Genomic DNA, 22,058 nt, shown 5'->3' with positions numbered 1-22,058 from the left:
TGATGGTCGTGAACGGGTTCGCTTCGGGCTTCAGGCCGGCTCCGCGGCCGGCGTCGTCACCGGATGGCGCAGCCAGTGATCCATGTCCTCGAAGCGAGGCTTGAAGTACGCGGGCAATTCGGCGTAGCCGGGCGTGCGCAGCCACAGGCGCAGCAGCAGGCGCTTGCGCGCAGGGTCGTCGTGGTCGACGAAGTCCGTGCGCGAATGCAGCACCACGCGGTTGTTGAGGAACTGGATGTCGCCGGGGCGGAAATCCATGTCGAGGCGGAACTCCTCGCTCTTGCACAGCGCGTCCATCAGGTCCATGGCCTCGACCTGCTGCGGCGTGAGGCGCGGCACCTCGGGGAAGCGCTGCGCGCTCTCGACGTAGCGGCGTCCGTGCTGCGTGAAGAGCCGGCCGTTCACCTGCGAGAAGCGCGGCTCCATGTAGTAGGGCTTGCGCCCGGGCGGCTCCTCGCCGCGCACGTCGTAGAACCACTCGCCGTACAGGACCTCGAGCAGGTCGGGGCGCGTGCGCAGGATCTCGTCGTGCATGGCGGCGGCGCTGGCGATGCAGCTCGCGCCGCCCGACTTCGAGGCGCGCACGCACAGGAGGCCCACCACGTCGCCCTGGTCGTTGTGGAAGGGCAGGAACTCGGTCGTGCGGTAGCCGCGCGCGAGCGGGTTCTTGTCGGCGATGTCCTCGACGCGCACCAGCAGGTCGCCGCGCGGCGTCTGCGCGAGGGCCGTGCCCAGGTGGAGACCGAGGCCCCAGTACGCCTGGTCGACCGAGGTCGTGTCCCACTCGTCCACCGGCAGGCCGCGCATCAGCACGACGCCGCGGCCCTCTTCCACTTCGCGGCGCACGTGCGCCATGCGCTCGGCCATGCGCTTCAGCGGGAAATCGGCCTTGCCGAATTCGATGCCGGCGAAACGGCTCCGCACGCGCGCGACGGCTTCGCGCAGCTCGGTGCGTTCGCCGTCGTCGAGCGGCAGCACCCAGTCGGTGTCGCGCCGCATCTCGTCCGCCTTCCATGCGCAGCGGCCGCCGATGGCCTGGATCATCTGTTCCGACTCCTGAAAGAGGGTTGCCGAGAAAAAACCGATTTTCTTGGCGACTTTCTAAAATGTCAACGCGGATGGCCGTTTCATTCCGCGTGGCGACGCTCGCTACGCCGCCCGCTTCTTCCGCGGCGCTTTCGCCGGCTGCGTCGCCGAGAGCGCGGACAGCTCCGCCTGCCGCTCGAAGTGCTGCGTCAGCAACTGCGTCGCGCGCTCGGCATCGCGGTCGAGCGCGGCGTCGCGGATCTGCCGGTGCTGGTCGTCCGCGCCGCCCGCGCGCTCGCGGTACTGCCAGAAGTGGCGGCGGTAGCGCTCCAGCTGGTCGTAGAGCGTGTCGAAGAAGTAGAGCAGCCAGGGCGACTCGCACGCGCTGCACAGCGCGAAATGGAACTCGCGGTGCCGCCGCTCCCATTCGTCCTCGGCATCGGCCAGCTGCGCGGCGCTCGCGTCGAGCAGGCGGCGCTCGGCCTTCGCGAGCCGGTGATCGGCGGTCAGCACGGCCGCCTCCCATGCCTCGCCGCCCAGCGCGATGGAACGGCGCATCGCGTTGATCTCGAGGTACGCGCGCAGGGAGGACACGTCCCACATCTCGGCGAGCTCGATGGGCGCGACGACGAAGCCCTTGTGGTCTTCGATGCGCACGAGCCCATCGCCGGCCACCTGGAACAGCGCCTCGCGCAAGGGGCTCGTGCCCACTTCGTAGCGCGCCGCGAGTTTCTCGTTCGTGAGCCGCTCGCCGGGGGCGAGGCGGTTGCGGACGATGTCCTCGCGGATGCGCTGCGCGGTGCGGCCGGCGAGCGTGCGCGACTCGGCGCCGCGCGGGATGCCGGCGCGCGGGCCCCACGGGGCGGACTGGCCCGCGGCCGCCGGCCACGCGGGCACCGTTGCCAGCGGCACGACCTTCGGGGCCGCGCCGCGCGGCGATTTCGCCGCAACTTGGCGGGAGGAAACTTTCTTCGACGCGCTCATGCCGCGAAGTGTAGGCGTGCCTGCGCCACAAAATCCAGCCCCATCCAGAATCGTTGACATTCTGGAAAATCCGCCGAAAATCGACCGACGCTTTCACGGAAGGAACCGCGCCGATGGGCCAGATCGTCTTTGCCGCCGGCATCCCGCACGCCCCGGGCCTCGCGGGCCTCTATGCGAGCGCGCCGCAGCAGTCGCGCGACGCGGTGGACGCGATCTACGGCAGCGTGTCGCGCGCCGTGCGCGAGGCGAAGCCCGACGTCATGATCGTCTTCGCGAACGACCACCTGGCGAACAGCCGCGTGAGCAACTACCCGGACTTCCTGGTCGGCGTGGCCCCCGAGCACACGGGTCCCTACGAATGGTTCCGCGAATGGATCAAGTGCCGCGACTACCGGGTGCCGGGCCACCCCGAAGTCGCGCGCGCCATGATCAACGGACTCGCGCGCCGCGGCATCCGCACCGCGTGGACCACGGACAACCTCAAGTTCGACGACAACATCTCCATCCCCTCGGTGCTGCTGGACCTCGACCGCGGCGACATCCCCCTCGTTCCGGTGCTGCAGAACTGCGTCGTGCCGCCCATCCCCGACCAGCGCCACTGCCACCGCGTGGGCGAGGCCCTGGGCGACTTCATCCGCAAGGATCTGCCGGCGGACATGCGCGTCGCGCTGCTCGGCTCCGGCGGACTGAGCCACGAGCCCGGCGGCGCGCGCTACTACTACATCGACGAGGACTTCGACCGCCGCTTCCTCGACCTGTGCGTGCGCGGCGACCACGAGGGGCTGCTGGAGGAGATGACGCTGGAGCGCATGGACCGCTCGGGCGCGGGCGGCACGTCGGAGCTTTATGCCTGGTTCGTCGTGCTCGGCGCGATCGGGGCGCGCAAGGGCCGCTCGCTCGGCTACACGGCGCACAGCGAATTCAAGTGCGGCATCGGCGGCGTGATCTGGGACCTTGGGCCGCAGGCGCAGGAGGTGGCCGCATGAGTTTCAAGTTCGATCCCACGCTCGCGGTCCACGATCTCGTGCAGGACCTCAAGTGGAACCCCGCGCTGCGCGAGGAATTCAAGCGCGACGAGTCGGCGGTCCTCGACCGCTACGCATTCCGCCCCGAGGAGCGCGCGGCGCTCGAGCGCCGCGACTTCCATGCCCTCTACACCCTGGGCCTGCACGCCTACCTCGGCGGCCAGCTCGCACGCCTCTTCTACGGCAACGAAGCGAGCAGCGAGCCCGGCAAGGGCGCGAAGAAGGCCGTCGACGAGTTGGTGAAGTCGCTCACGGGCGGCGGCTCGCAAGCGACGCCGCCGCGATGACCACCCACACCCTGCTCGCCGCGCCGGACACCATCCAGGTCGGCGTGATCGACCGCGCGCACGCGCCGCGACTGCGCGTCGCGTCCGGCGACGAAGTGCAGCTCTCCACGCTCAACCTCTGGGCCGGCGAGGTCGCATTCGGCGACCCGTTCGAGAAGGTCGTCGCCGCGCGCCAGCGCTATGCGGGCAAGGGCCCTCACACGATCACCGGCCCCATCGCGGTCGCGGGCGCGCGGCGCGGCGACGTGCTGCGCGTGGATGTCCTGCAGCTCGACGTCGGCCCGACCGCGATGAACCTCATGACGCCCGCGGGCCAGAGCCGCGGCGTGCTCGCGGCCGACTTCCCCGAGGGCAGCGTGCGCCACTTCCGCCTCGACCGCGAGACGATGACCGCCGATTTCGGCTACGGCATCGCGGTCCCGCTGCGCCCCTTCCTCGGCATCATGGGCGTCGCGCCGCCGGACGACGGCGTGCATGTCTCCTCGGTGCCGGGTCCGTTCGGCGGCAACATCGACTGCGCCGAACTCGTGGCCGGCACGACGCTCTACCTGCCGGTGTGGATGGACGACGCGATGTTCTACGCTGGCGACGCGCATGCCGCGCAGGGCCACGGCGAAGTGAACGGCACGGCGTTCGAGACGACGATGGACTCGGCGCGCCTGCGCCTCACGGTCGAGACCGGCCGCACGCTCGAGGCGCCGCAGGCCGAAACCCCCACGCACTGGATCACGATGGACTTCGACGCCGACCTGCACGCCGCCGCGCGGCGCGCCCTCGCGGCGATGGTCGACTTCATCGCGCAGCGCGCCGACATGCCGCGCGTGGAGGCCTATCGCCTCTGCTCCGTCGCCGCCGACCTCGTCGTCACGCAGATGGTCAACGGCAACCGGGGCATCCACGTGAAGCTGGCCAAGAACATTTTCAAAACCTAGAGACCAGACCATGCAAGCCACCTGCGGACGGACGATCCCCCAACCCGACATCCGCGCGCTCTTCGGCTCGCTCGTGACGCGCGGCGACATCATCGACCTGTCGCACGAGATGGCGCCGGGCATGCCGGTGTATCCGAAGCACGCGCCGTTCACGCTCACGCTGAACCGCCGCCACGGCGACCCGAACGTGCCCGAGCGCAAGGACGGCTCCTCATACATCAACGAGGTCATCGTCATGCCGGGACATTGCTCGACGCACATCGATGCGCTCGGCCACTTCGGCCGCAACGGATGCGTGCACGGCGGCATCCCCGCCGCGTCGATCGAGACGCACCAGGGCCTGTCGAAGCTCGACGTGTCCGAGGTTCAGCCCATCCTGCGGCCCGCCGTGCTGCTCGACGTCGCGAAGTTCCGCGGGGTCGACGTCATGAAGGGCGGCGAACGCATCCGCGCCGACGAGCTGAAGGCCGTGGCGGATCAACAAGGCACGCCGGTGCAACGCGGCGACATCGTGCTCGTGCGCACCGGCTGGGCGCACCACTGGAAGGACGCGCCGACCTTCAACGGCGCGGGCGGCCTGCCGGGCCCGTGCTCCGAAGGCGCGGCATGGCTCGCCGACCAGGGGGTGTTCATGGTGGGCTCGGACACGCCGGCCTTCGAGGTCCTTCCCATCGTCGATCAATGGGTGCATGTGATGTACCTCGTGGACCGCGACATCCACATCATGGAGAACCTCAACCTCGAGCCGATCTCGCAGCGCGGCGTGCATCGCTTCATGTTCGTGGGGCTGCCCGTGCGGCTCGTGGGCGCGAGCGGCGCGCCGTTCAGGCCGGTTGCGCTGGCCTGATGAGCCGGAAGACCTATCAGTATTAACCCTGAGGAAAAATCCGCGACGGTTTGACGTAGATCAAATAAACTTAGCCCTCGAAGCATTTCGCTCGAAGGGATTTCTCGTCATGTTCGCCATCCGCCGCACCCTGCTCGCCGCCACGCTCGCCGTGGCGGGCGCCGCCGTCCTGTTCCCTGCGCACGCGCAGACGTTTCCCTCGCAGACGGTGAAACTCATCGTGCCGTACGCGCCGGGCGGCCTGCCCGACACCGTCGCGCGCATCATCGGCCAGCGCCTCGGCGATGCCATGGGCCAGTCCTTCGTCGTCGACAACAAGACGGGCGCCGGAGGCGCCGTCGCGGCGGGCGCGCTGGCGTCCTCCAACGACGGCCACACATTCATCGTGACCGACGGGCCGATGCTCGCCATCCCGCCCTTCGTCACCGCCAAGCCGGCATTCAACGCGCAGCGCGACTTCGTGCCGGTGGCGCTGGTCGGCGTCGCGCCGCTCTATCTCGCCGTGCATTCGCGCGTGAAGGCGAACACGCTCGACGAACTCATCGAGCTCGCCAAAAGCAAGCCGGGCGCGCTCAACTACGGCTCGGCCGGCCTCGGCAGCATCCACCACCTCACGGCCGAGGCGATGCAGCGCGGCCTGGGCATCAAGCTCACGCACGTGCCGTTCAAGGGCAGCGGCCAGTCGGTGCCCGCGATGATCGGCGGCCAGGTCGACATGATCTTCGCCTCGCCGCCCGCCCTCATGGGCTTCGTGAAGGACGGCCGCGCCAAGCTCATCGCGATCAACACCGCGAAGCGCGCGTCGCAGACCCCCGACGTGCCGGCGCTGGCCGAGAAGATCCCCGGCTTCGACTTCGCGTTCAACGTCGTGGTGCTGGCGAAGCCGGGCACCTCGGCGGATGCCATCGCCCGGATGAACGCCGCCATCGCGCGCGTGGTGAAGATGCCCGAGGTGATCGAGCAGCTCGCCAAGGCCGGCGTCGAGCCCGTCGGCGCGTCGGTGCAGCAGACCGCTTCGGCGCTCGCGGCGGAGACGCAGCGCATCGGCGGGGCGGCGCAGCACGCCGGGCTCAAGCCCGAGTGATGGGCGAATAGCGAACGAGAGCATGCCGGGCCGGACCGACGCTCGACCCCACGCAATCATGAAGACGAACGACCTTTCCTGGCACGACGACGTGCGGCTCGGCTTCGCGCCGATGGACACGACGCACGAGGAATTCCTCGCGCTGCTCGACGTCCTGCTCGCGGCGCCCGATGCGGAAGTCCCGGCCGCCCTCGCCGCCGTGCATGCGCATTCGCGCGAGCACTTCGCGGCCGAGGAGCGGTGGATGACGGAGACGAATTTCCCGCCCGCCGATTGCCACCGCGACGAGCACGCGGCGGTGCTCGCGAGCATGGAGGGCGTGAGCCGGCGCGTCGCCGAGGGCGACCTCGAATCGGCGCGCAGCATCGCACGCGCGCTGGCGGACTGGTTCCCCGGCCATGCCGACCATCTCGATTCCGCGCTCGCGCACTGGATGTGCAAGCGCACCATGGGCGGCAAGCCCGTGCTGCTGCGGCGGCGCAAGACCGCCGCAACCTGAGCGAGCGCCCGAACGGCGCCGCGAACAAACGACCGGAGAGCAAAGTGCTGACACGTGAAGAAAACGACCTCCTCTGCCGCGTGGAGGGCGACGCGCCCATGGGCCGGATGATGCGGCGCCACTGGACGCCCGTGTGCCTGCTGGAAGAAGTCGCCGAGCCCGACGGCGCGCCGGTGCGCGCGCAGGTCTACGGCGGAAAGCTCGTCGTGTTCCGCGACAGCGATGGCCGCGTGGGCGTGCTCGACGAAGCGTGCCCGCACCGCCACGCGTCGCTGCTCTACGGCCGCAACGAGGAAGGCGGGCTGCGCTGCCTGTACCACGGCTGGAAGATGGACGTGGACGGCAACGTGCTCGAGATGGTCTCGGAGCCCGCCGCGAGCGGCATGGCCGACAAGGTGAAGCACAAGTCGTATCCCGCGAAGGAATGGGGCGGCATGGTGTGGGGCTGGTTCGGCGCGGCCGACGCCGTGCCCGAGTTCGTGCCGCCGCCGTGGGCGCCGACCGACAAGGTGCGCGTGAGCATCGCCAAGGCCGTGCTGCCGTGCAACTGGGCGCAGGTGCTCGAGGGCGCGATCGACTCCGCGCACAGCTCCAGCCTGCATTCGTCCGACATGGTGCCGGCGCGCGTGGACAGCGCGGGCGCGACCGGCAAGCTGTGGGTGCGACCCTCCACCGACAAGGCGCCGCGCCTGCAGGTGCAGACCGCGGGCTACGGCTTTCGCTATGCGGCGCTGCGCCGCCCGATCAAGGATGCGGCGACCAAGGACTACGTGCGCTCCACCGTCTTCGTCGCGCCTTACTCCGTGCTGATTCCGCCGAACAACCTGTACAACGTCGCGAACGTCAACGTGCCGATGGACGACACGACGACGGCGTTCTACTTCATCGCCTGGGGCGATGCGGCGCAGACGCCCGAGACCGAGACCTGGCGCAAGTTCCTCGGCCAGACCGTGGACGTCGACCTCGATGCGACCTATCGACCGCTGCGCAACGACGACAACCGCTTCTGGCAGAACCGCGAGGCGATGAAGGCCGGCAATTTCACCGGCATCACGGGCTTCCCCAACCAGGACATCGCGATGTGGGTGACGATGGGACCCATCGCCGACCGCACGCACGAGCGCCTGGGCGCGAGCGACCTCGCCATCGTCGAATTCCGAAAGCAGATGATCTCGGCGGTGAAAGCCTTCGACGACGGCGGCACGGCCATCGGCACCGGCGAGCTTGCGATTCCGCGCACCGTGTGCTCGTTCCAGGCCATCGTGCCCAAGACCACCGATTGGCGCGACTTCTCCGTGCGGCCCGTGCTCGCCGGCGGCGCCGACAACGCGGACGAGATGGAACCCTCGTACTCCGTGCAGGCCGCCTGAGGAATCCCCGCGAATGGCCAAGCTCCAGCTCTCCGTTGCCATGGGCAACTACGACCGCACGCGCGCCCTCTACGACGGCACGGTGCAGATCGACGGCGTCGACCCCGTCTACATGCTGCTCAATCCGGAGGAGATGTTCTTCCGCGCGATGCGCAGCCGCGACTTCGACATCGCCGAGCTCTCGTTTTCCAGCTACCTCGTGAAGCATTCGCGCGGCGAATGTCCCTACATCGCGGTGCCGGTGTTTCTCTCGCGCGCGTTCCGCCACACGTCGCTCTATGCGCGGCGCGACCGCATCCATCGCCCGGAAGACCTGAAGGGCAAGCGCATCGGCCTGCCCGAATACCAGCTCACCGCGAACGTGTGGGCGCGCGCGATCCTGCAGGACGACCATGGCGTGCGTCCGGAGGACGTGACCTGGGTGCGCGGCGGCATCGACCAGCCGGGCCGGCCCGAGAAGATCGCGCTGCAGCTGCCGCCGGGGGTGCGCGTGGAAGTCGCGCCCGAGGGCACGACCATCTCGCAGATGCTCGACCGCGGCGAGATCGACGGCTTCATGGCCCCGCGCCCGCCCAGCCGTCACGTTCTGCAGTCGAACCCGGACGTGCGCTGGCTGTTCGACGATCCCACGGCGGCCGCGAAGGACTACTACAAGCGCACCGGCGTGTTCCCCATCATGCACGTCGTCGGCATCCGCAAGGAGCTCGCGGCGCAGCATCCGTGGCTGCCGGGCGCGGTGTTCAAGGCGTTCTCGCAATCGAAGGCCGCCGCGCTCGAACTGCTCGAGGACACGTCGGCGACCAAGGTGACGCTGCCCTTCGTCGAGGAGCAGCTGAAGGCCGCGCGCGACACGCTGGGCGAGGACTTCTGGTCCTACGGCGTCGCGCCCGCGCGCCGCACGCTCGAGACCTTCGTTCGCCATCACCACCTGCAAGGCCTGTCGCCGCGCGAGGTGCCCGTGGAAGAGATCTTCCATCCGTCGACGTACGAAACGTACAGCATCTGAGGACTTGCACGCCATGACGGTCGACCTGCACGCCGACACGCCGATGCCGCTTCGCGTGGCCGCCATCGAGGACGTTGCCGACGGCATCCGCAGCTTCGAGCTCGTGCAGCCCGACGGCGCGGCCTTGCCCGAATTCACGCCCGGCTCGCACGTGAAGGTGCAGACGCCCGGCGGCGCGCTGCGCAAGTACTCGCTGTGCAACGACCCGGCCGAGCGGCACCGCTACGTCATCGCGGTGAAGCGCGACGACGCGGGCCAGGGCGGGTCGCTCAGCATGCACACGCAGCTGAAGGTCGGCGACACGCTGCCGACCTCCGCGCCCGACAATGCCTTCCCGCTCGTGGACAAGGCACGCGGCTACGTGTTCATCGCGGGCGGCATCGGCATCACGCCGATCCTGTCGATGATCCGTTCGTTCGGCGAACTGCCGCCCGCCCCGTGGAAGCTCTACTACCTCACGCGTTCGGCCGAAACCACGGCGTTCCTGAAGGAGCTTCGCAACCCGGAGTGGAAGCGCAACGTCGTCATCCACCACGACGAGGGCGACCCGGACAATGCGTACGACCTCTGGGCGGCGCTGGAGAAGCCCAACACCGGCCACGTCTACTGCTGCGGCCCGCGCGGACTGATGGAGTCGGTGCGCGACATGACCGGGCACTGGACGCACGGCAACATCCACTTCGAGAGCTTCAACGAGGGCGGCGGCGTGAAGGCCGACGACAAGCCCTTCGTCGTGCGGCTTGCGCGCTCGGGCCAGGAGTTCGAGGTGCCCGTCGGGCAGTCGATCCTCTCCGTGCTGCGCGCGCATGGCTGCGAGGTCGCCTCGTCCTGCGAGAGCGGCACGTGCGGCACCTGCCGCACGACGCTGCTCGAAGGCGAGGCGGACCATCGCGACATGGTGCTGTTCCCGGAGGAGATGGACAGCCAGATCATGGTCTGCGTGTCGCGCGCGAAGAGCGAGCGACTGGTAATCGACCGGTGACCGCATCGTGAGCGGTACACCGATCCGCCTCGGCGTCGTGGGCCTCGGCCGCGCGTTCACGCTGATGCTGCCGACCTTCCTCGGCGACCGGCGCGTGCAGCTCGCCGGCGCCTGCGATCCGCGCGCCGCGGCGCGCGAGCAGTTCTCGCGCGACTTCGCCGCGCCGGCCTACGCCACCCTCGACGAGCTCGCGCGCGACCCGTCCATCGAAGCCCTCTACATCGCGAGCCCGCACCAGTTCCACGCCGAGCACACGCGCATCGCGGCCATGCACGGCAAGCACGTCCTGCTCGAAAAGCCGATGGCCCTGAGCCTGGATGAATGCGACGCCATGATCGCGCAGTGCCGCGAGGCCGGCGTCCGCATGATCGTGGGCCACTGCCACAGCTTCGACGCGCCCTATCTGCGCACGCGCGCGCTGATCGACACGGGCGAGTTCGGCCGCGTGCGCATGATCCACGCGATCAACTACACCGACTTCCTCTACCGGCCGCGCCGGCCCGAAGAACTGAAGACCGCCGAGGGCGGCGGCGTCGTCTTCAGCCAGGCGGCGCACCAGGTCGACGTCGTGCGGCTGCTCGCGGGCAGCGAGGTCGTCCGCGTGCGCGCGGTGACGGGCGCCTGGGACCGCGAACGCGACACCGAGGGCGCGTATTCCGTTCTGCTGTGGTTCGCGAGCGGCGCGTTCGCCTCCCTCACGTACAGCGGCTACGGGCATTTCGACTCGGACGAGTGGACCGGCTGGGTCGGCGAGATGGGTCAGGCGAAGAATCCGGCCGATCACGGGGGCGCGCGACGGCGGCTGATGCGGATCGGCAACGCGGACGAGGAAGCGCGGCTGAAGAACGAGGGGACCTACGGCGGCCCGTCCTACAAGCCGCCGGACAGCGCTGCGCCCGCGTCGTATCAGCACTTCGGCCCGGTCATCGTCTCGTGCGAGGGCGGCGACCTTCGGCCGGTGCCCGACGGCGTCTGGATTCACGGGCACGAGACGAAACGGCACGAGGCGCTGCCTCCGCCGGCCGTGCCGCGGTCCGAAGTGATCGATGAGCTGGTGGCCGTGTTGCGCGACGGCAGACCGGCATTGCACGATGGTCCGTGGGCACGTGCCACGCTTCAAGTCTGCCTGGCGATGCTCGAATCCGCCCGCCGCGACCGCGAGGTCCCCGCTGAGTTGATGTCGATGCGCACGGCGGCTACGTAGCACGACAGCGCCGCCGACACTGTCGCGCTGCGTCGTCCGACCGTCGGGCTTCGCCGCGGGCGCTACGGTGTGTCATGGCCGAGCGATCGCTCCCTCTCCTGCTGTGCTTCGCCGCGATCCTGCTGCACCCCGGCAGCGGGCAGGTCGCCTGGCGCGCCACGAGCGACATCCGCGTCGATGCCGCCAAGAGCGCCGAGCGCGACCCGGTGGCCGAGCCGAAGGCGCGCGCGCCGCGCCTGCCACGCATCGAACGCAACGACCGTCGCGCGCAGTCCGGCACCGTGGGCTCCGACCCCTTCGACGGCCGCTCGCTCGCAGTCCCCGTGGCCGGCATCCGGCGCAACCAGATCCGGGACACCTTCGAAGACGGCCGCAGCCGCGGCCGCCAGCACAAGGCGCTCGACATCATGGCGCCGCGCGGCACGCCGGTGCTCGCGGCCGACGACGGGCACGTCGCCAAGATCTGGCGCAACATCGGCGGCGGCCTCGCGGTCTACCATGTCGACCCCGAGGGCAAGCTCGTCTATTACTACGCGCACCTCGACGCCTACGCCGACGGCCTGAAGGAAGGGCAGCAGGTGCGCCGCGGCGACGTCATCGGCTACGTCGGCAGTACGGGCAACGCGCCGGAGAGCGCGCCCCACCTGCACTTCGGCGTCTCCCTGCTGGCATCGCCCCACGCCCTCTGGGGCGGCGAGGCCGTGAACCCCTATCCGGCCATGATGCGCGAAGACGCCGCACTCGCGCAGCGGTGATCTGTCGCTCGGCGTGCCCGCTGGCCCTACACTGCGGTTGAGTTCACGGAAAGGGGCGGCTGTGAAGACGGAATTCCTCAAGGGGCTTGCGCAACGGGATGGCGGCTCGCTCGAAGCCGCCTTGCGCCTCACGCTCGACAACGCGGGACGCGGGATCGTGCGCTACGACGCCCAGGGGCACGTGCTGCTCTTCAACCGCCTCGCTCTCGAAATGCTCGACCTGCCGGAAGCCGTGCTCGCCGGCTCGACGGTGGCGGACATCATCCGGTACCAGCAGAAGCGCGGCGATTTCGAGACGAGCGAGATCCAGCCGCCGGGCGATCCGGACGGGTGGGCCGCGGAGCTCTTCCGCCCGCACCGGTACCTGCGCCGAACGAAATCGGGCCGCTCCCTCGAAATCGCGACCACGCCCCTGTCCGACGGCGGGGCCGTCCGCACCTACACCGACGTGACGGCGTACGTCGAGGCCGAGCGCGCGCTGACCGAGAAGACGAGGGCGCTCGAGATCACGCTCGACAGCATGAGCCAGGGCATCTCCGCCATCGATGGCAAAGGCCGCCTCGTCTTCTGGAACAAGCAATACCAGCAGTTGCTCGACCTCCCCGATTCGCTGCTGAAGTCCGGCCCGACCATGGAACAGCTCGTTCGCTTCCAGATCGAGCGCGGCGACTTCGGCGACAACTTCGAGTTCGTCGACGCGGTGGCGCGCGGCTACGTCGCCGTCGGCGACAAGGCCCCGCCGCTCGAAGGCCCCGAGACCTATGTGCGCAAGACGCGCGACGGCCGTCATTACGACGTGACGACGCGCCCCCTGCCCGATGGCGGCGTGGTGCGCACGTTCACCGACATCACGGCATACGTCCAGTCGCAGGAGGCGCTGCTGCGCGCGAAGGAGGAGGCGCAGGAGGCGAGCGGCGCGAAGACGCGGTTCCTCTCCAGCATGAGCCACGAGATCCGCACGCCCATGAACGCCGTGCTGGGCATGCTGACCCTCTTGCGCGGCACACCGCTGTCGGCCCGGCAGGCGGACTACGCGACGCAGGCCGAGGGCGCGGCCCGCGCGCTGCTGAGCCTGCTCAACGACATCCTCGACTTCTCCAAGATCGAGGCCGGGAAGATGACGCTCGATGCGCGGCCCTTCTCGCTCGAGCAGTTGCTGGAGGACCTGTCGCTCGTGCTGTCGAGCAACGTCGGCACGCGCGACATCGAGGTGCTGTACGACCTCGACCCGCGGGTGCCCGACATGCTGAACGGCGACGACATGCGCCTGCGCCAGATCCTCATCAACCTCGGCAGCAATGCCGTGAAGTTCACAGAACGCGGCGAAGTGGTGCTGCGCACGCGCCTCGTGCGGCTGCAGGACGGCGTGGCGACGGTCGAGTTCGCGGTGCAGGACAGCGGCATCGGCATCTCGCCCGAGGAACAGCGCCACCTTTTCGCGGACTACGAGCAGGCGAGCCCCGCCACGGCGCGCCAGTACGGCGGCACGGGCCTGGGCCTGGGCATCTGCCGCCGCCTCACGGAGCTGATGGGGGCGAATCTGCAGCTCGCCAGCACGCGCGGCATCGGCAGCCGCTTCTGGTTCACGCTCTCCCTGCCCCTGGTCGGCGACGCCGCGCCGGCCGGCGCGGAGGCGGCCGGCGACGCGCCGCAGCGCGTGCTGATCGTCGACGACAACGCGCTGGCGCGCGATTCGCTCGCCGCGCTCGCCCGCGCCGCGGGCTGGCAGGCGGACACGGCGCACGACGGCGCGCAGGCGCTGGCGCGCATCGAAGGCGCCGCCGGGCTCGGCATGGGCTACGACGTGGTCTTCGTCGACTGGCTGATGCCGGGACTCGACGGCTGGCAGACCTGCGCGCGCATCCGCGCGCTCGCCCTGCCCGCCCGGCCGCCGCTCGTGGTCATGGTGACCGCGCACGGCCGCGAGATGATCCACACGCGGCCGGCGCGGGAGCAGGCGATGCTCGACGGCTTCCTCGTGAAGCCGGTGACCGCGGGCATGCTGCGCACCGCCTTGCGCCGCGCGAAGGCCGGGCCGTCGGACGCCATGGCCACGACGGAATTTCCGCTCGAGTCGCACCTGCTCGACGGCATCCGCCTGCTGGTCGCCGAGGACAACGAAGTCAACCAGCGCATCGCCAAGGAACTGCTGACGCGGCAGGGCGCGATCGTCGACGTCGTGGGCAACGGGCAGCTCGCGGTGGAACGGCTGGCCGAAGGCCATGCCTACGACGCGGTGCTGATGGACATGCAGATGCCGGTGATGGACGGCATCGCGGCGACGCACGAGATCCGCAAGAGGTTTCCGGCCGACGTCCTGCCCATCATCGCCATCACGGCGAACGCGATGGAAACGGATCGCGAAGCCTGCCTGGCCGCGGGCATGAACGACCACGTCGGCAAGCCCTTCGTGCTGGAGGACGTGGTCGCGGTGATCCTGGAGCATGGCGTCCACGACCGGCCGGCGTTCGCCGAGACGGGACACGGGAGCGCCGCCGCGACGGACCCGGTGTTCGACCGCGTCGCCGCCATCGCCCGGCTCGGCGGCGACGAGGACCTGCTCGAGACCGTGCTGCCGGTGTTTCGCGAGAACCTCGAACGCGCCCGGACACAGCTGGAGCCCGCGAACGCGATGCCGCCGGATCAGCTTGCGCGGGTGATGCACACGATCAAGGGCATGGCCGGCAACCTGGGCGCGATGGAGCTTTCGAAGCTCGCCTCGGAGGCCGAGAAGGCCCTGCTCGCAGGCCGGGAGGACCACGGCGCTTCCGCGCGTGTCGGCGCGGCCATCGCGGATGTGTTGCGGGCGCTGTCGAAATAAGCGAGGCGAAGGCCTTGTCGGCCGCGAACCGACACCTCAACGGCTTGCTTACCTCCTAAAATCCCGATCTTCCGCCCCAACATCGATTGCATGGGACCCGACGAAAACATCGCAACATTGCGCTCGCGTGTCTCGGCCCTGGTCGAACAGGAGGGCGTGCTGCTCACGCAGGCCTTCGAGCTCAGCCGCACGGAGGCTGAGCGGCATCGCATCGATGAGCTGTTCGCCAAGGTGCAGGCCATCCAGATCCAGCGCAACGTGATCCGCAAGAGGATCGGCGACATGCTGGGGACCCATCGGCTGCATGCGCCTTCCGAGGTGTGGCAGGAAGGCGCCTACGACTACCGGCGCGACGTCGGCGGCGACGCCGTGCGAGTGCGCGTGGTCAAGGGCCCGCTCGGGCTGCAGGTCGTCCTGCCGGGGAAAGGGCCCGTGCGGATCGAGACGGTGAAGGGGACGTTCGACGGGCCGCTGGCGGCGGAGGCTTGAGCGCCCGCGACCCTGCCTCCAGCATTTCTCTTACTGCGGCGCCTGCAACGCCCCCCGCCGGATCTGGTCCCGCTCCAGCGATTCGAAGAGCGCCTTGAAGTTGCCTTCGCCGAAGCCGTCGTCGCCCTCGCGCTGGATGAATTCGAAGAACACCGGACCCAGCATCGTCTGGCTGAAGATCTGCAGCAGCAGCCGGCGCTTGCCGCCCTGCGTCGATCCGTCGAGCAGGATGCCGCGCGCCTGCAGCTCGGCCACCGGCTGGCCGTGGCCGGGCAGGCGCTCGTCGAGCATCTCGTAGTACACGTCGTTGGGCGCGGTCATCAGCGGGACGCCCGCCATCTGCAACTCGTCCACCGTCTTCAGCAGGTCGTCGGTCAGCAGCGCCACGTGCTGGATGCCCTCGCCGCTGAACTTCATCAGGAACTCCTCGATCTGCCCCGCGCCGCGCGACGACTCCTCGTTCAGCGGGATGCGGATCATGCCGTCGGGCGCGGTCATCGCCTTCGAGGCGAGGCCGGTGTATTCGCCCTGGATGTCGAAGTAGCGGATCTCGCGGAAGTTGAACAGCCGCTCGTAGAACGCGGCCCAGTGCGCCATGCGGCCGCGGTACACGTTGTGCGTGAGGTGGTCGAGCACCTTCAGCCCCACGCCGCGCGGGCGGCGGTCCACGCCGGGGAGGAACTCGAAATCGATGTCGTAGATCGACTTGCCGTCCTCGAACCGGTCGATGAGGTACAGCGGCGCGCCGCCGATGCCCTTGATCGCGGGCAGGCGCAGCTCCATCGGGCCCGGGGGCATCTCCAGCGGCTGCGCGCCGAGTTCGAGCGCGCGCGCGTACGCCTTGTGCGAGTCCTTCACGCGGAACGCGAGGCCGCACGCCGACGGGCCATGCTCGGCGGCGAAGTACGCGGCCTGCGACTTCGGCTCGCGGTTGACGATGAAGTTGATCTCGCCCTGCCGGTACAGCACCACATCCTTCGACCGGTGCTTCGCGACGAGCGAGAAACCCATCTTCTCGAACAGCGGCTCCAGCAGGCCTGGCGTGGGCGATGCGAATTCGACGAACTCGAATCCCATCAGCCCCATCGGATTGTCGAAGAGGTCGGCCATGGCGGCTCCTTGTTCTGCGGGGTGGGGTGGCTTCAGGATTTCTTCGCGTACATCGGGAACCAGGTGACGACCGGGCGCCCATCGGAGCGCCACGAGTGGCAGCCGTCGATGAAGGGCGGCGGCTTCGCGGGCATGCCGGCGGGGTCGGGCGGCGTCGCGCGCGCACCGAGGCGCGCATAGGTCGGGATCGCCTGGATCGCGGAGGACGCCATCGCATACAGCATCTCGCGCATGTGCGTGCAGCCCGCGGCGCCGCCCACCGCTTCGTCGACGGCCTTGCGCCAGCCGCGTCCGAGCGTCGCGCCGACGAGCTTCTGCGCCGGCGGCGCGGCCTGCTTGCATTCGTCGAACGGATGCGCGGCCATGTCGGTGCCCACGGCGACGATCTTCATGCGGCCGTCGACCACCAGGTTCACGCCGATGCTGTGATACGGCTCGCCGGGCGCATACGGTCCGCGCTCGAGCATGCTGAACTCGTAGTGCTTGCGGTCCTCGATGCGGGCCTCGACGTCGAACAGGCCGTCGTCGCGCTGGAAGGTGTCGCAGACGACGGTGCGGGTGTGGAGGCGCTTGCGTTCCGCCATCAGCAGCGCTCGAAGACCGCCGCGATGCCCTGACCGCCGCCGATGCACATGGTGACGAGCGCGTAGCGGCCCTGGACACGCTGCAGCTCGTACAACGCCTTCGTCGTGATGATGGCGCCCGTGGCGCCGACCGGATGGCCCAGCGAAATGCCCGAACCGTTCGGATTCACCTTCGCCGGATCGAATTCGAGCTGCTTCGCCACCGCGCAGGCCTGCGCCGCGAAAGCCTCGTTCGACTCGATCACGTCCATGTCGCGCACGTTCAGGCCCGTGCGCTGCATGACCTTGCGCGTCGCGGGCACGGGGCCGATGCCCATGAGCTCCGGCTCGACGCCGGCATGCGCGTAGCCGACGAGGCGCGCCATCGGCTTCAGGCCGTGCTTGCGCACCGCCTCCTCCGTTGCCAGCACGACGGCGGCCGCGCCGTCGTTGATGCCCGAGGCATTGCCCGCCGTCACGCGGCCCGCTTCCTTGCGGAACGCGGGCCTTAGCTTGCCGAGGGATTCGACGCTCGTGTCGCCCTTGACGTGCTCGTCCGTCGCGAATTCGACGCTGCCCTTGCGCGTGGCGATCGTCACGGGGACGATCTGCTCGCGGAAGTAGCCCGCGGCGGTCGCGGCGGCGGCGCGGCGATGGCTTTCGACCGCCAACGCATCCATGTCGTCGCGCGTGATGCCGTACTTGTCCGCGACGTTCTCCGCCGTCACGCCCATGTGGATGCGGTGGAAGGGGTCGTGGAGGATGTTGAGCATGTAGTCGGACAGCTGCATGTCGCCCATGCGCTGGCCCCACCGCGCCATGGTCGCGAGATAGGGGCCGCGCGACATCGACTCCGCGCCGGCGCCGATGGCGAGATCGGTGTCGCCCAGCATCAGCGCCTGCGCGGCGGACACGATGGACTGCAGGCCCGAGCCGCAGAGGCGGTTGACGTTGAAGGCGGGCACCTCGTTGGGCAGGCCGGCCTGGATGGCGGCGACGCGGCTCAGGTAGGCGTCGCGCGGCTCGGTCGGGATCACGTTGCCCATGACGACGTGGCCGATGGCGGCGGCGGGCGCGCCGCTGCGCTCCAGCGCGGTCTTGACGGCCAGCGTGGCGAGGTCGGACAGGGGAACGTCCTTGAGGGTGCCGCCGAAGGTGCCGATGGCGGTGCGAACGGCGGAGACGACGAAGACGGCGGGGGTGGACATGGTGGCAGCTCCTTGGCGGATCCCTAAAAGATCCTCCCATCGTACCGAGTCCGCCGGGGCGGCGCTCCGGCCGGGTCTCTGCTACAAAGCTCCCATGCAACCCAACGATGCCCCCGACAACCGTGCCGCCGCGGAGGACCTGCGCGCGGAAGGCCACGAATTCCAGGCGTTGATGCGCCGCCTGCCCCCCGCGTACCGGGACCTGCCGACCGCGTTCCGCGAGTGGACGCCGTTCGACGTGCTGCGCCACCTGTACCTCGGGGACGTGCTCGCCGTCGCGGCGATCACCGACGTGGAAGCCTTCAAGCCGATGATCGCGGAGACGCTCGCCTCGCGCGCGAGCGGCGCGAGCGCGAGCGAGCACGCGCGCCAGCACGTCGGCCACCTCCCCTACGACGAACTGTTCGGCATGTACGTCGCGCAGCTCGAGAAGCTGTGCGACCTGGTGTCGCCCTTGTCGCCGCAGCATCGCCTGCCCTGGGCCGCGAAACCCATGACCGCGCGCGTGTTCGCCGGCGCGCGGCAGATGGAGGTGTGGGCGCATGCGCAGGCCATCTACGACCTGCTGGGCATCGACCGCCCGCCCGCGCAGGATCGCCTCTGGAACATCGCGGACCTGTGCGTCCGTACCTTCGGCTGGGCCTTCGCGATCGCGGGCGAGCCGCAACCGGGGCCGCCGCCGCGCGTCGACCTCGTCGCGCCCTCGGGAAAGATCTGGACCTGGAACGAACCTTCGACGGCGGGCCGCGTCGAGGGCGATGCGGTGGAGTTCTGCCAGGTGCTTTCGCAGACGCGCAACGTCGCGGACACCTCGCTGCGCATGCAGGGCGAGGACGCGACCTGGTGGGTGACGTACGGCCAGTGCTTCGCGGGCCGGCGCTCCCTGCCGCCGCCGCCCGGCTCGCGGCGCAAGAGCGACACGATCCTGCCGCTGGACGTTTGACGGGCGCGCTCAGCGTCCCTTGAAGTCCGGCTTGCGCTTCTCGTTGAAGGCGCGCACGCCCTCGTGCCGGTCCTCGGTGTCGACCAGGCGGTTGTACGCCTCGATCTCGAAACGGTAGCCGGTGAGCAGGTCCATCTGCATGCCGTAGTGGATGGACTTCTTCGCCTGCCGCACGGACAGCGGCGCATTGCCGGCGATCGTGCGTGCGGTGGCCAGCGCCTCGTCTTCGAGCGAGGCGGGATCGCACGCGCGATTGAACGCGCCCCAGGCCACGCCTTCCTCGGCCGTGAACGGGCTGCCGGTCAGCACGAGTTCCTTGGCGCGCCGCTCGCCGACGGCGCGTGCGAGGTTCTGCGTGCCGCAGCCGCCGGGCATGAGGCCCAGCCGCACTTCGCTCAACGCGAAACGCGCGCCGCGCGCGGCATAGATGAAGTCGCAGGTGAGCGCCATCTCGAGCCCGCCGCCGTAGGCGATGCCGTTGAGCGCGGCGACGATGGGAACGGGGCACTCCATCATCGTGACGAAGGCGCGCTCGAACAGCTCGTGCTGCGCCTGCCACTGCGCGGCCGACATGCCGTTGCGCTCCTTCAGGTCGCCGCCCGCGCAGAAGGCCTTGCCGCCGGTGCCGGTGAGCAGCACGCAGCGCACGTCGCCGGGCTCGGCCGTGAGCCGCGCGAAGTAGTCGAGCAGGTCGCGGCCCATCTGCGTGTCGACGGCGTTCATCGCCTCGGGGCGGTTCAGCGCCACCCGCTGCACATGCTCGCGCGGCGGGTCGATCTTCAGGGTTGCGTAGTCGATTCCGGTCATTCGGGCTGCACGTTCGCCTCGCGCGCGAGCCGGACCCACTTCACGACTTCCTTGTCGAGAAAAGTCGTGAACTGCGCCGTCGTCATCGGCATCGGGCTCATGCCGATGCCCGCGAGCTTCTCGACCACCTCGGGGTGCTTCATCGCCACGGCCACCGACTCGTTGAGCTTCTGCGCCAGCTCGCGCGGCATGTTCGCGGGGCCGACCAGCGCGACCCACGAAGGGAAGTCGAAGCCCGGCAGGGTCTCGGCGATGGCGGGCCAGTCGGGCACCAGCGGATTGCGCTTGAGCGAGGTCACCGCGAGGGGCCGCAGCCGGCCGCTCTTCGCCTGCGCGAGCGCGTTGGCGAGGTCCACCATGCTCGCATCGAGCGTGCCGCCGATCACATCGGTGAGCGTGGCGGGAATGCCCTTGTACGGCACCGGCAGGAGTTCCAGGCCGCCGAGCTTGTTGAGCGTCGCGATCTGGATGTTCACCGAGCTCGTGGTCGTGCCCACGCTCACCTTGCCGGGGCGCTGCTTCGCATACGCGATGAAGTCGGCCAGCGACTTCGCGGGGTGGTCGGGCCGCACCATCAGCACGTGCATGGTCTCGCCGAAGCCATTGATGGGCGTGAAGTCCTTGCGCGGGTCGTACGACAGGTTCTTCACCAGCGCCACGTTGCTCGCGATGGGCGACTGCGAGCCGAGCAGCAGCGTCAGGCCGTCGGGCGCCGCACGCACGACCTCCATGGTGCCGATCACGCCATTGGCGCCGGGCTTGTTGTCGACCACGACGGGTTGGCCCAGGGCTACGCTCATCTGCTGGCCGAGGACGCGCGCCGCGAGGTCGGTCGCGGTGCCCGCGGGCAGCGGCACGACGAGCCGGATCGGGCGGCCGGCCGCCGGCTGCGCCGCGACGAGGCTCGCGCCGAGGGCCAGTCCGAGGGCCACGCCCAACGTCCGCAGGATCGAGAAGGTTCGCACGTGTCGTCTCCGTTCGGAAAGTGAGATGTCGATGCCGTCCATTGGACGCGCATCGCGCATCGGCCGCCACGGTGTTTTCACCCGCCCGCGCCCGAGCCGGAATACATCGAACGCATCACACCATGGAGACCAGCGCGCGGCCGACCGCGCGACGCTCGATCACGGCATCGAAGGCGTCGGCCAGCTGCGGCAGCGGGTAGACCACGGAGCTCGTGGGCTTCAGCTCGCCCGCCACCACGTGCGCGAACAGCGTGTCCATGAGCACGCGCATGCGGTCGCGGAAACGCTCGCGCTCGTCGAGGGGCGTCCAGCCGACGTACAGGCCGAAGTTGAAGCCGATGACGTCGATGTTCTTGATCAGCAGGATGTTCGCCGGGATCTGCGGGATCGTGCCGCCCGCGAAGCCGACCACGAGCACGCGGCCCTCGGGCTGCACGCAGCGCAGCGCCTCGTCGAACAGCTCGCCGCCCACCGTGTCGAACACGACGTCGACCCGGCGTCCGCCGAGCGCGCCCATCACCTGGCGCGACATCGCCTCGCCCTGCGAATGCACGATGCCGTGCGCGGCGCCGTGATCCATCGCGATCCGCACGCGGTCCGGCGAGCCGGCGACCGCGACGATCTCCGCACCCGCGAGCCGCGCGACTTCCACCGCGGGAAGGCCCACGCCGCCGGCCGCGCCGTACACGAGCAGCGTCTCGCCGGCCTGCAGTCGCGCGCGCCAGTGCAGCGCGGCGTAGGCGGTGCCATAGGTGAGCGGCACCGTCGCGGCGGTTGCGAGATCGACGCCATCGGGCACGTGCCAGGTGGTCGCCGCCGTCGCCACGGCTTCGGTGGCGAAGCCGCCCCAGTCGAGCGCCGCGGCGACGCGGTCACCCGGCGAGAAGCCGACGACGTCCGGCGCGACCTCCATCACCACGCCGGACACTTCGGTGCCCGGCACGAAGGGCAGCGGCGGCTTGCGCTGGTAGCGCCCCGCGATCACCAGCGTCTGGCCGAAGCCCGCCGTGGCGTAGTGGACCGCGATGCGCACGCAGCCGGGGCGCAGCGTCGGCGGCGGGAGCTCGCCGAATCGCATGTCGCGGTAAGGGCCGTAGCGTTCGCAGAGGAAGCCTTGCATGATTCTCCCGGTTCGTGTCCGTTGAAGCGCA

General features: G+C 69.7%; 22 protein-coding genes. 14 read left to right on the top strand and 8 right to left on the bottom strand.

Annotated features, from left to right (window positions below; all coding sequences use genetic code 11):
* Positions 1–30: 30 nt before the first annotated feature.
* Together AB7E83_RS18485 and AB7E83_RS18480 are read right to left on the bottom strand one after the other, a co-directional pair.
* On the bottom strand, positions 31–1,044 hold the full coding sequence (locus AB7E83_RS18485; protein WP_428572062.1) for a TauD/TfdA family dioxygenase: 1,014 nt from the start codon (positions 1,042–1,044) through the stop codon (positions 31–33).
* A 105-nt stretch (positions 1,045–1,149) separates the two neighbouring features.
* Positions 1,150–1,938: a GntR family transcriptional regulator gene (locus tag AB7E83_RS18480; RefSeq protein WP_428572060.1), complete on the bottom strand. Its 789-nt coding sequence runs from the start codon at positions 1,936–1,938 to the stop codon at positions 1,150–1,152.
* A gap of 185 nt (positions 1,939–2,123) precedes the next feature.
* Here AB7E83_RS18480 and AB7E83_RS18475 point away from each other — a divergent pair, with 185 nt between their 5' ends.
* The 13 genes from AB7E83_RS18475 (at position 2,124) to AB7E83_RS18415 (ending at position 15,311) form a co-directional block, all read left to right on the top strand.
* The gene (locus AB7E83_RS18475) at positions 2,124–2,996 is read left to right on the top strand and encodes a hypothetical protein (protein WP_428572058.1); all 873 of its coding nucleotides are present in this window, start codon (positions 2,124–2,126) and stop codon (positions 2,994–2,996) included.
* A complete protein-coding gene (locus AB7E83_RS18470) occupies positions 2,993–3,322 on the top strand; it encodes a hypothetical protein (protein WP_428572056.1) in 330 nt (109 codons plus the stop codon). The genes AB7E83_RS18475 and AB7E83_RS18470 overlap by 4 nt, the downstream gene beginning before the upstream one ends.
* A complete protein-coding gene (locus AB7E83_RS18465) occupies positions 3,319–4,254 on the top strand; it encodes an acetamidase/formamidase family protein (protein WP_428572054.1) in 936 nt (311 codons plus the stop codon). The genes AB7E83_RS18470 and AB7E83_RS18465 overlap by 4 nt, the downstream gene beginning before the upstream one ends.
* A 10-nt stretch (positions 4,255–4,264) precedes the next feature.
* The gene (locus AB7E83_RS18460; RefSeq protein ID WP_428572052.1) at positions 4,265–5,101 is read left to right on the top strand and encodes a cyclase family protein; all 837 of its coding nucleotides are present in this window, start codon (positions 4,265–4,267) and stop codon (positions 5,099–5,101) included.
* Between the two features lie 109 nt (positions 5,102–5,210).
* Positions 5,211–6,185 (top strand): Bug family tripartite tricarboxylate transporter substrate binding protein, encoded by a 975-nt coding sequence (locus AB7E83_RS18455; protein WP_428572050.1) that lies wholly within the window; start codon positions 5,211–5,213, stop codon positions 6,183–6,185.
* Between the two features lie 58 nt (positions 6,186–6,243).
* Positions 6,244–6,684: a bacteriohemerythrin gene (locus AB7E83_RS18450; protein WP_428572048.1), complete on the top strand. Its 441-nt coding sequence runs from the start codon at positions 6,244–6,246 to the stop codon at positions 6,682–6,684.
* Between the two features lie 44 nt (positions 6,685–6,728).
* The gene (locus AB7E83_RS18445; protein WP_428572046.1) at positions 6,729–8,054 is read left to right on the top strand and encodes a Rieske 2Fe-2S domain-containing protein; all 1,326 of its coding nucleotides are present in this window, start codon (positions 6,729–6,731) and stop codon (positions 8,052–8,054) included.
* A 13-nt stretch (positions 8,055–8,067) separates the two neighbouring features.
* Complete coding sequence (locus AB7E83_RS18440; RefSeq protein WP_428572044.1) at positions 8,068–9,060, top strand: ABC transporter substrate-binding protein; 993 nt, start codon at positions 8,068–8,070, stop codon at positions 9,058–9,060.
* Between the two features lie 13 nt (positions 9,061–9,073).
* Positions 9,074–10,042: a PDR/VanB family oxidoreductase gene (locus AB7E83_RS18435; protein WP_428572042.1), complete on the top strand. Its 969-nt coding sequence runs from the start codon at positions 9,074–9,076 to the stop codon at positions 10,040–10,042.
* Between the two features lie 7 nt (positions 10,043–10,049).
* A complete protein-coding gene (locus AB7E83_RS18430; RefSeq protein WP_428572040.1) occupies positions 10,050–11,246 on the top strand; it encodes a Gfo/Idh/MocA family protein in 1,197 nt (398 codons plus the stop codon).
* 74 nt (positions 11,247–11,320) lie between these two features.
* Entirely contained in the window at positions 11,321–12,001 is a 681-nt protein-coding gene (locus AB7E83_RS18425; protein WP_428572038.1) for a M23 family metallopeptidase, read from the top strand.
* Between the two features lie 61 nt (positions 12,002–12,062).
* Positions 12,063–14,822 carry a PAS-domain containing protein gene (locus AB7E83_RS18420; RefSeq protein ID WP_428572036.1) on the top strand — a complete coding sequence of 920 codons (2,760 nt, stop codon included), beginning with the start codon at positions 12,063–12,065 and terminating at the stop codon, positions 14,820–14,822.
* A gap of 90 nt (positions 14,823–14,912) precedes the next feature.
* Complete coding sequence (locus AB7E83_RS18415; RefSeq protein WP_428572034.1) at positions 14,913–15,311, top strand: hypothetical protein; 399 nt, start codon at positions 14,913–14,915, stop codon at positions 15,309–15,311.
* Positions 15,312–15,341: 30 nt separating this feature from the next.
* On the opposite strand, the gene hppD is transcribed toward AB7E83_RS18415, so the two are convergent.
* From hppD to AB7E83_RS18400, 3 genes are read right to left on the bottom strand one after another with little or no spacing between them, the layout of a single operon-like run.
* Positions 15,342–16,421, bottom strand: a complete 1,080-nt coding sequence (hppD, locus tag AB7E83_RS18410) for a 4-hydroxyphenylpyruvate dioxygenase (RefSeq protein ID WP_428572032.1) — start codon at positions 16,419–16,421, stop codon at positions 15,342–15,344.
* Positions 16,422–16,453: 32 nt separating this feature from the next.
* The gene (locus AB7E83_RS18405; protein ID WP_428572030.1) at positions 16,454–17,005 is read right to left on the bottom strand and encodes a DUF2889 domain-containing protein; all 552 of its coding nucleotides are present in this window, start codon (positions 17,003–17,005) and stop codon (positions 16,454–16,456) included.
* A complete protein-coding gene (locus AB7E83_RS18400) occupies positions 17,005–18,192 on the bottom strand; it encodes an acetyl-CoA C-acyltransferase family protein (RefSeq protein ID WP_428572028.1) in 1,188 nt (395 codons plus the stop codon). Before AB7E83_RS18400 ends, AB7E83_RS18405 begins: the two co-directional genes overlap by 1 nt.
* Positions 18,193–18,286: 94 nt before the next feature.
* Here AB7E83_RS18400 and AB7E83_RS18395 point away from each other — a divergent pair, with 94 nt between their 5' ends.
* Positions 18,287–19,135, top strand: a complete 849-nt coding sequence (locus tag AB7E83_RS18395; RefSeq protein WP_428572027.1) for a maleylpyruvate isomerase family mycothiol-dependent enzyme — start codon at positions 18,287–18,289, stop codon at positions 19,133–19,135.
* 9 nt (positions 19,136–19,144) lie between these two features.
* On the opposite strand, the gene AB7E83_RS18390 is transcribed toward AB7E83_RS18395, so the two are convergent.
* From AB7E83_RS18390 to AB7E83_RS18380, 3 genes are all read right to left on the bottom strand, one after another.
* A complete protein-coding gene (locus AB7E83_RS18390) occupies positions 19,145–19,942 on the bottom strand; it encodes an enoyl-CoA hydratase/isomerase family protein (RefSeq protein WP_428572026.1) in 798 nt (265 codons plus the stop codon).
* A complete protein-coding gene (locus AB7E83_RS18385; RefSeq protein ID WP_428572024.1) occupies positions 19,939–20,907 on the bottom strand; it encodes a Bug family tripartite tricarboxylate transporter substrate binding protein in 969 nt (322 codons plus the stop codon). Before AB7E83_RS18385 ends, AB7E83_RS18390 begins: the two co-directional genes overlap by 4 nt.
* A 115-nt stretch (positions 20,908–21,022) precedes the next feature.
* Positions 21,023–22,027 (bottom strand): NADPH:quinone oxidoreductase family protein, encoded by a 1,005-nt coding sequence (locus tag AB7E83_RS18380; RefSeq protein ID WP_428572022.1) that lies wholly within the window; start codon positions 22,025–22,027, stop codon positions 21,023–21,025.
* Between the last annotated feature and the right edge of the window lie 31 nt (positions 22,028–22,058).

This window comes from Ramlibacter sp. (genome assembly GCF_050250995.1).
Taxonomy (GTDB): domain Bacteria; phylum Pseudomonadota; class Gammaproteobacteria; order Burkholderiales; family Burkholderiaceae_C; genus Ramlibacter.
The sequence above is the reverse complement of the archived record's forward strand: the minus strand, read 5'-3'. Positions and strand labels throughout refer to the sequence as shown.

What these genes read in the sequence shown, in the direction of transcription:
- AB7E83_RS18485 (WP_428572062.1), bottom strand. Translation starts at nt 1,044, where the DNA reads ATGATCCAGGCCATCGGCGGCCGCTGCGCATGGAAGGCGGACGAGATG.
- AB7E83_RS18475 (WP_428572058.1), top strand. Translation starts at nt 2,124, where the DNA reads ATGGGCCAGATCGTCTTTGCCGCCGGCATCCCGCACGCCCCGGGCCTC.
- AB7E83_RS18470 (WP_428572056.1), top strand. Translation starts at nt 2,993, where the DNA reads ATGAGTTTCAAGTTCGATCCCACGCTCGCGGTCCACGATCTCGTGCAG.
- AB7E83_RS18465 (WP_428572054.1), top strand. Translation starts at nt 3,319, where the DNA reads ATGACCACCCACACCCTGCTCGCCGCGCCGGACACCATCCAGGTCGGC.
- AB7E83_RS18460 (WP_428572052.1), top strand. Translation starts at nt 4,265, where the DNA reads ATGCAAGCCACCTGCGGACGGACGATCCCCCAACCCGACATCCGCGCG.
- AB7E83_RS18455 (WP_428572050.1), top strand. Translation starts at nt 5,211, where the DNA reads ATGTTCGCCATCCGCCGCACCCTGCTCGCCGCCACGCTCGCCGTGGCG.
- AB7E83_RS18450 (WP_428572048.1), top strand. Translation starts at nt 6,244, where the DNA reads ATGAAGACGAACGACCTTTCCTGGCACGACGACGTGCGGCTCGGCTTC.
- AB7E83_RS18440 (WP_428572044.1), top strand. Translation starts at nt 8,068, where the DNA reads ATGGCCAAGCTCCAGCTCTCCGTTGCCATGGGCAACTACGACCGCACG.
- AB7E83_RS18435 (WP_428572042.1), top strand. Translation starts at nt 9,074, where the DNA reads ATGACGGTCGACCTGCACGCCGACACGCCGATGCCGCTTCGCGTGGCC.
- AB7E83_RS18425 (WP_428572038.1), top strand. Translation starts at nt 11,321, where the DNA reads ATGGCCGAGCGATCGCTCCCTCTCCTGCTGTGCTTCGCCGCGATCCTG.
- AB7E83_RS18415 (WP_428572034.1), top strand. Translation starts at nt 14,913, where the DNA reads ATGGGACCCGACGAAAACATCGCAACATTGCGCTCGCGTGTCTCGGCC.
- hppD (WP_428572032.1), bottom strand. Translation starts at nt 16,421, where the DNA reads ATGGCCGACCTCTTCGACAATCCGATGGGGCTGATGGGATTCGAGTTC.
- AB7E83_RS18405 (WP_428572030.1), bottom strand. Translation starts at nt 17,005, where the DNA reads ATGGCGGAACGCAAGCGCCTCCACACCCGCACCGTCGTCTGCGACACC.
- AB7E83_RS18400 (WP_428572028.1), bottom strand. Translation starts at nt 18,192, where the DNA reads ATGTCCACCCCCGCCGTCTTCGTCGTCTCCGCCGTTCGCACCGCCATC.
- AB7E83_RS18395 (WP_428572027.1), top strand. Translation starts at nt 18,287, where the DNA reads ATGCAACCCAACGATGCCCCCGACAACCGTGCCGCCGCGGAGGACCTG.
- AB7E83_RS18390 (WP_428572026.1), bottom strand. Translation starts at nt 19,942, where the DNA reads ATGACCGGAATCGACTACGCAACCCTGAAGATCGACCCGCCGCGCGAG.
- AB7E83_RS18380 (WP_428572022.1), bottom strand. Translation starts at nt 22,027, where the DNA reads ATGCAAGGCTTCCTCTGCGAACGCTACGGCCCTTACCGCGACATGCGA.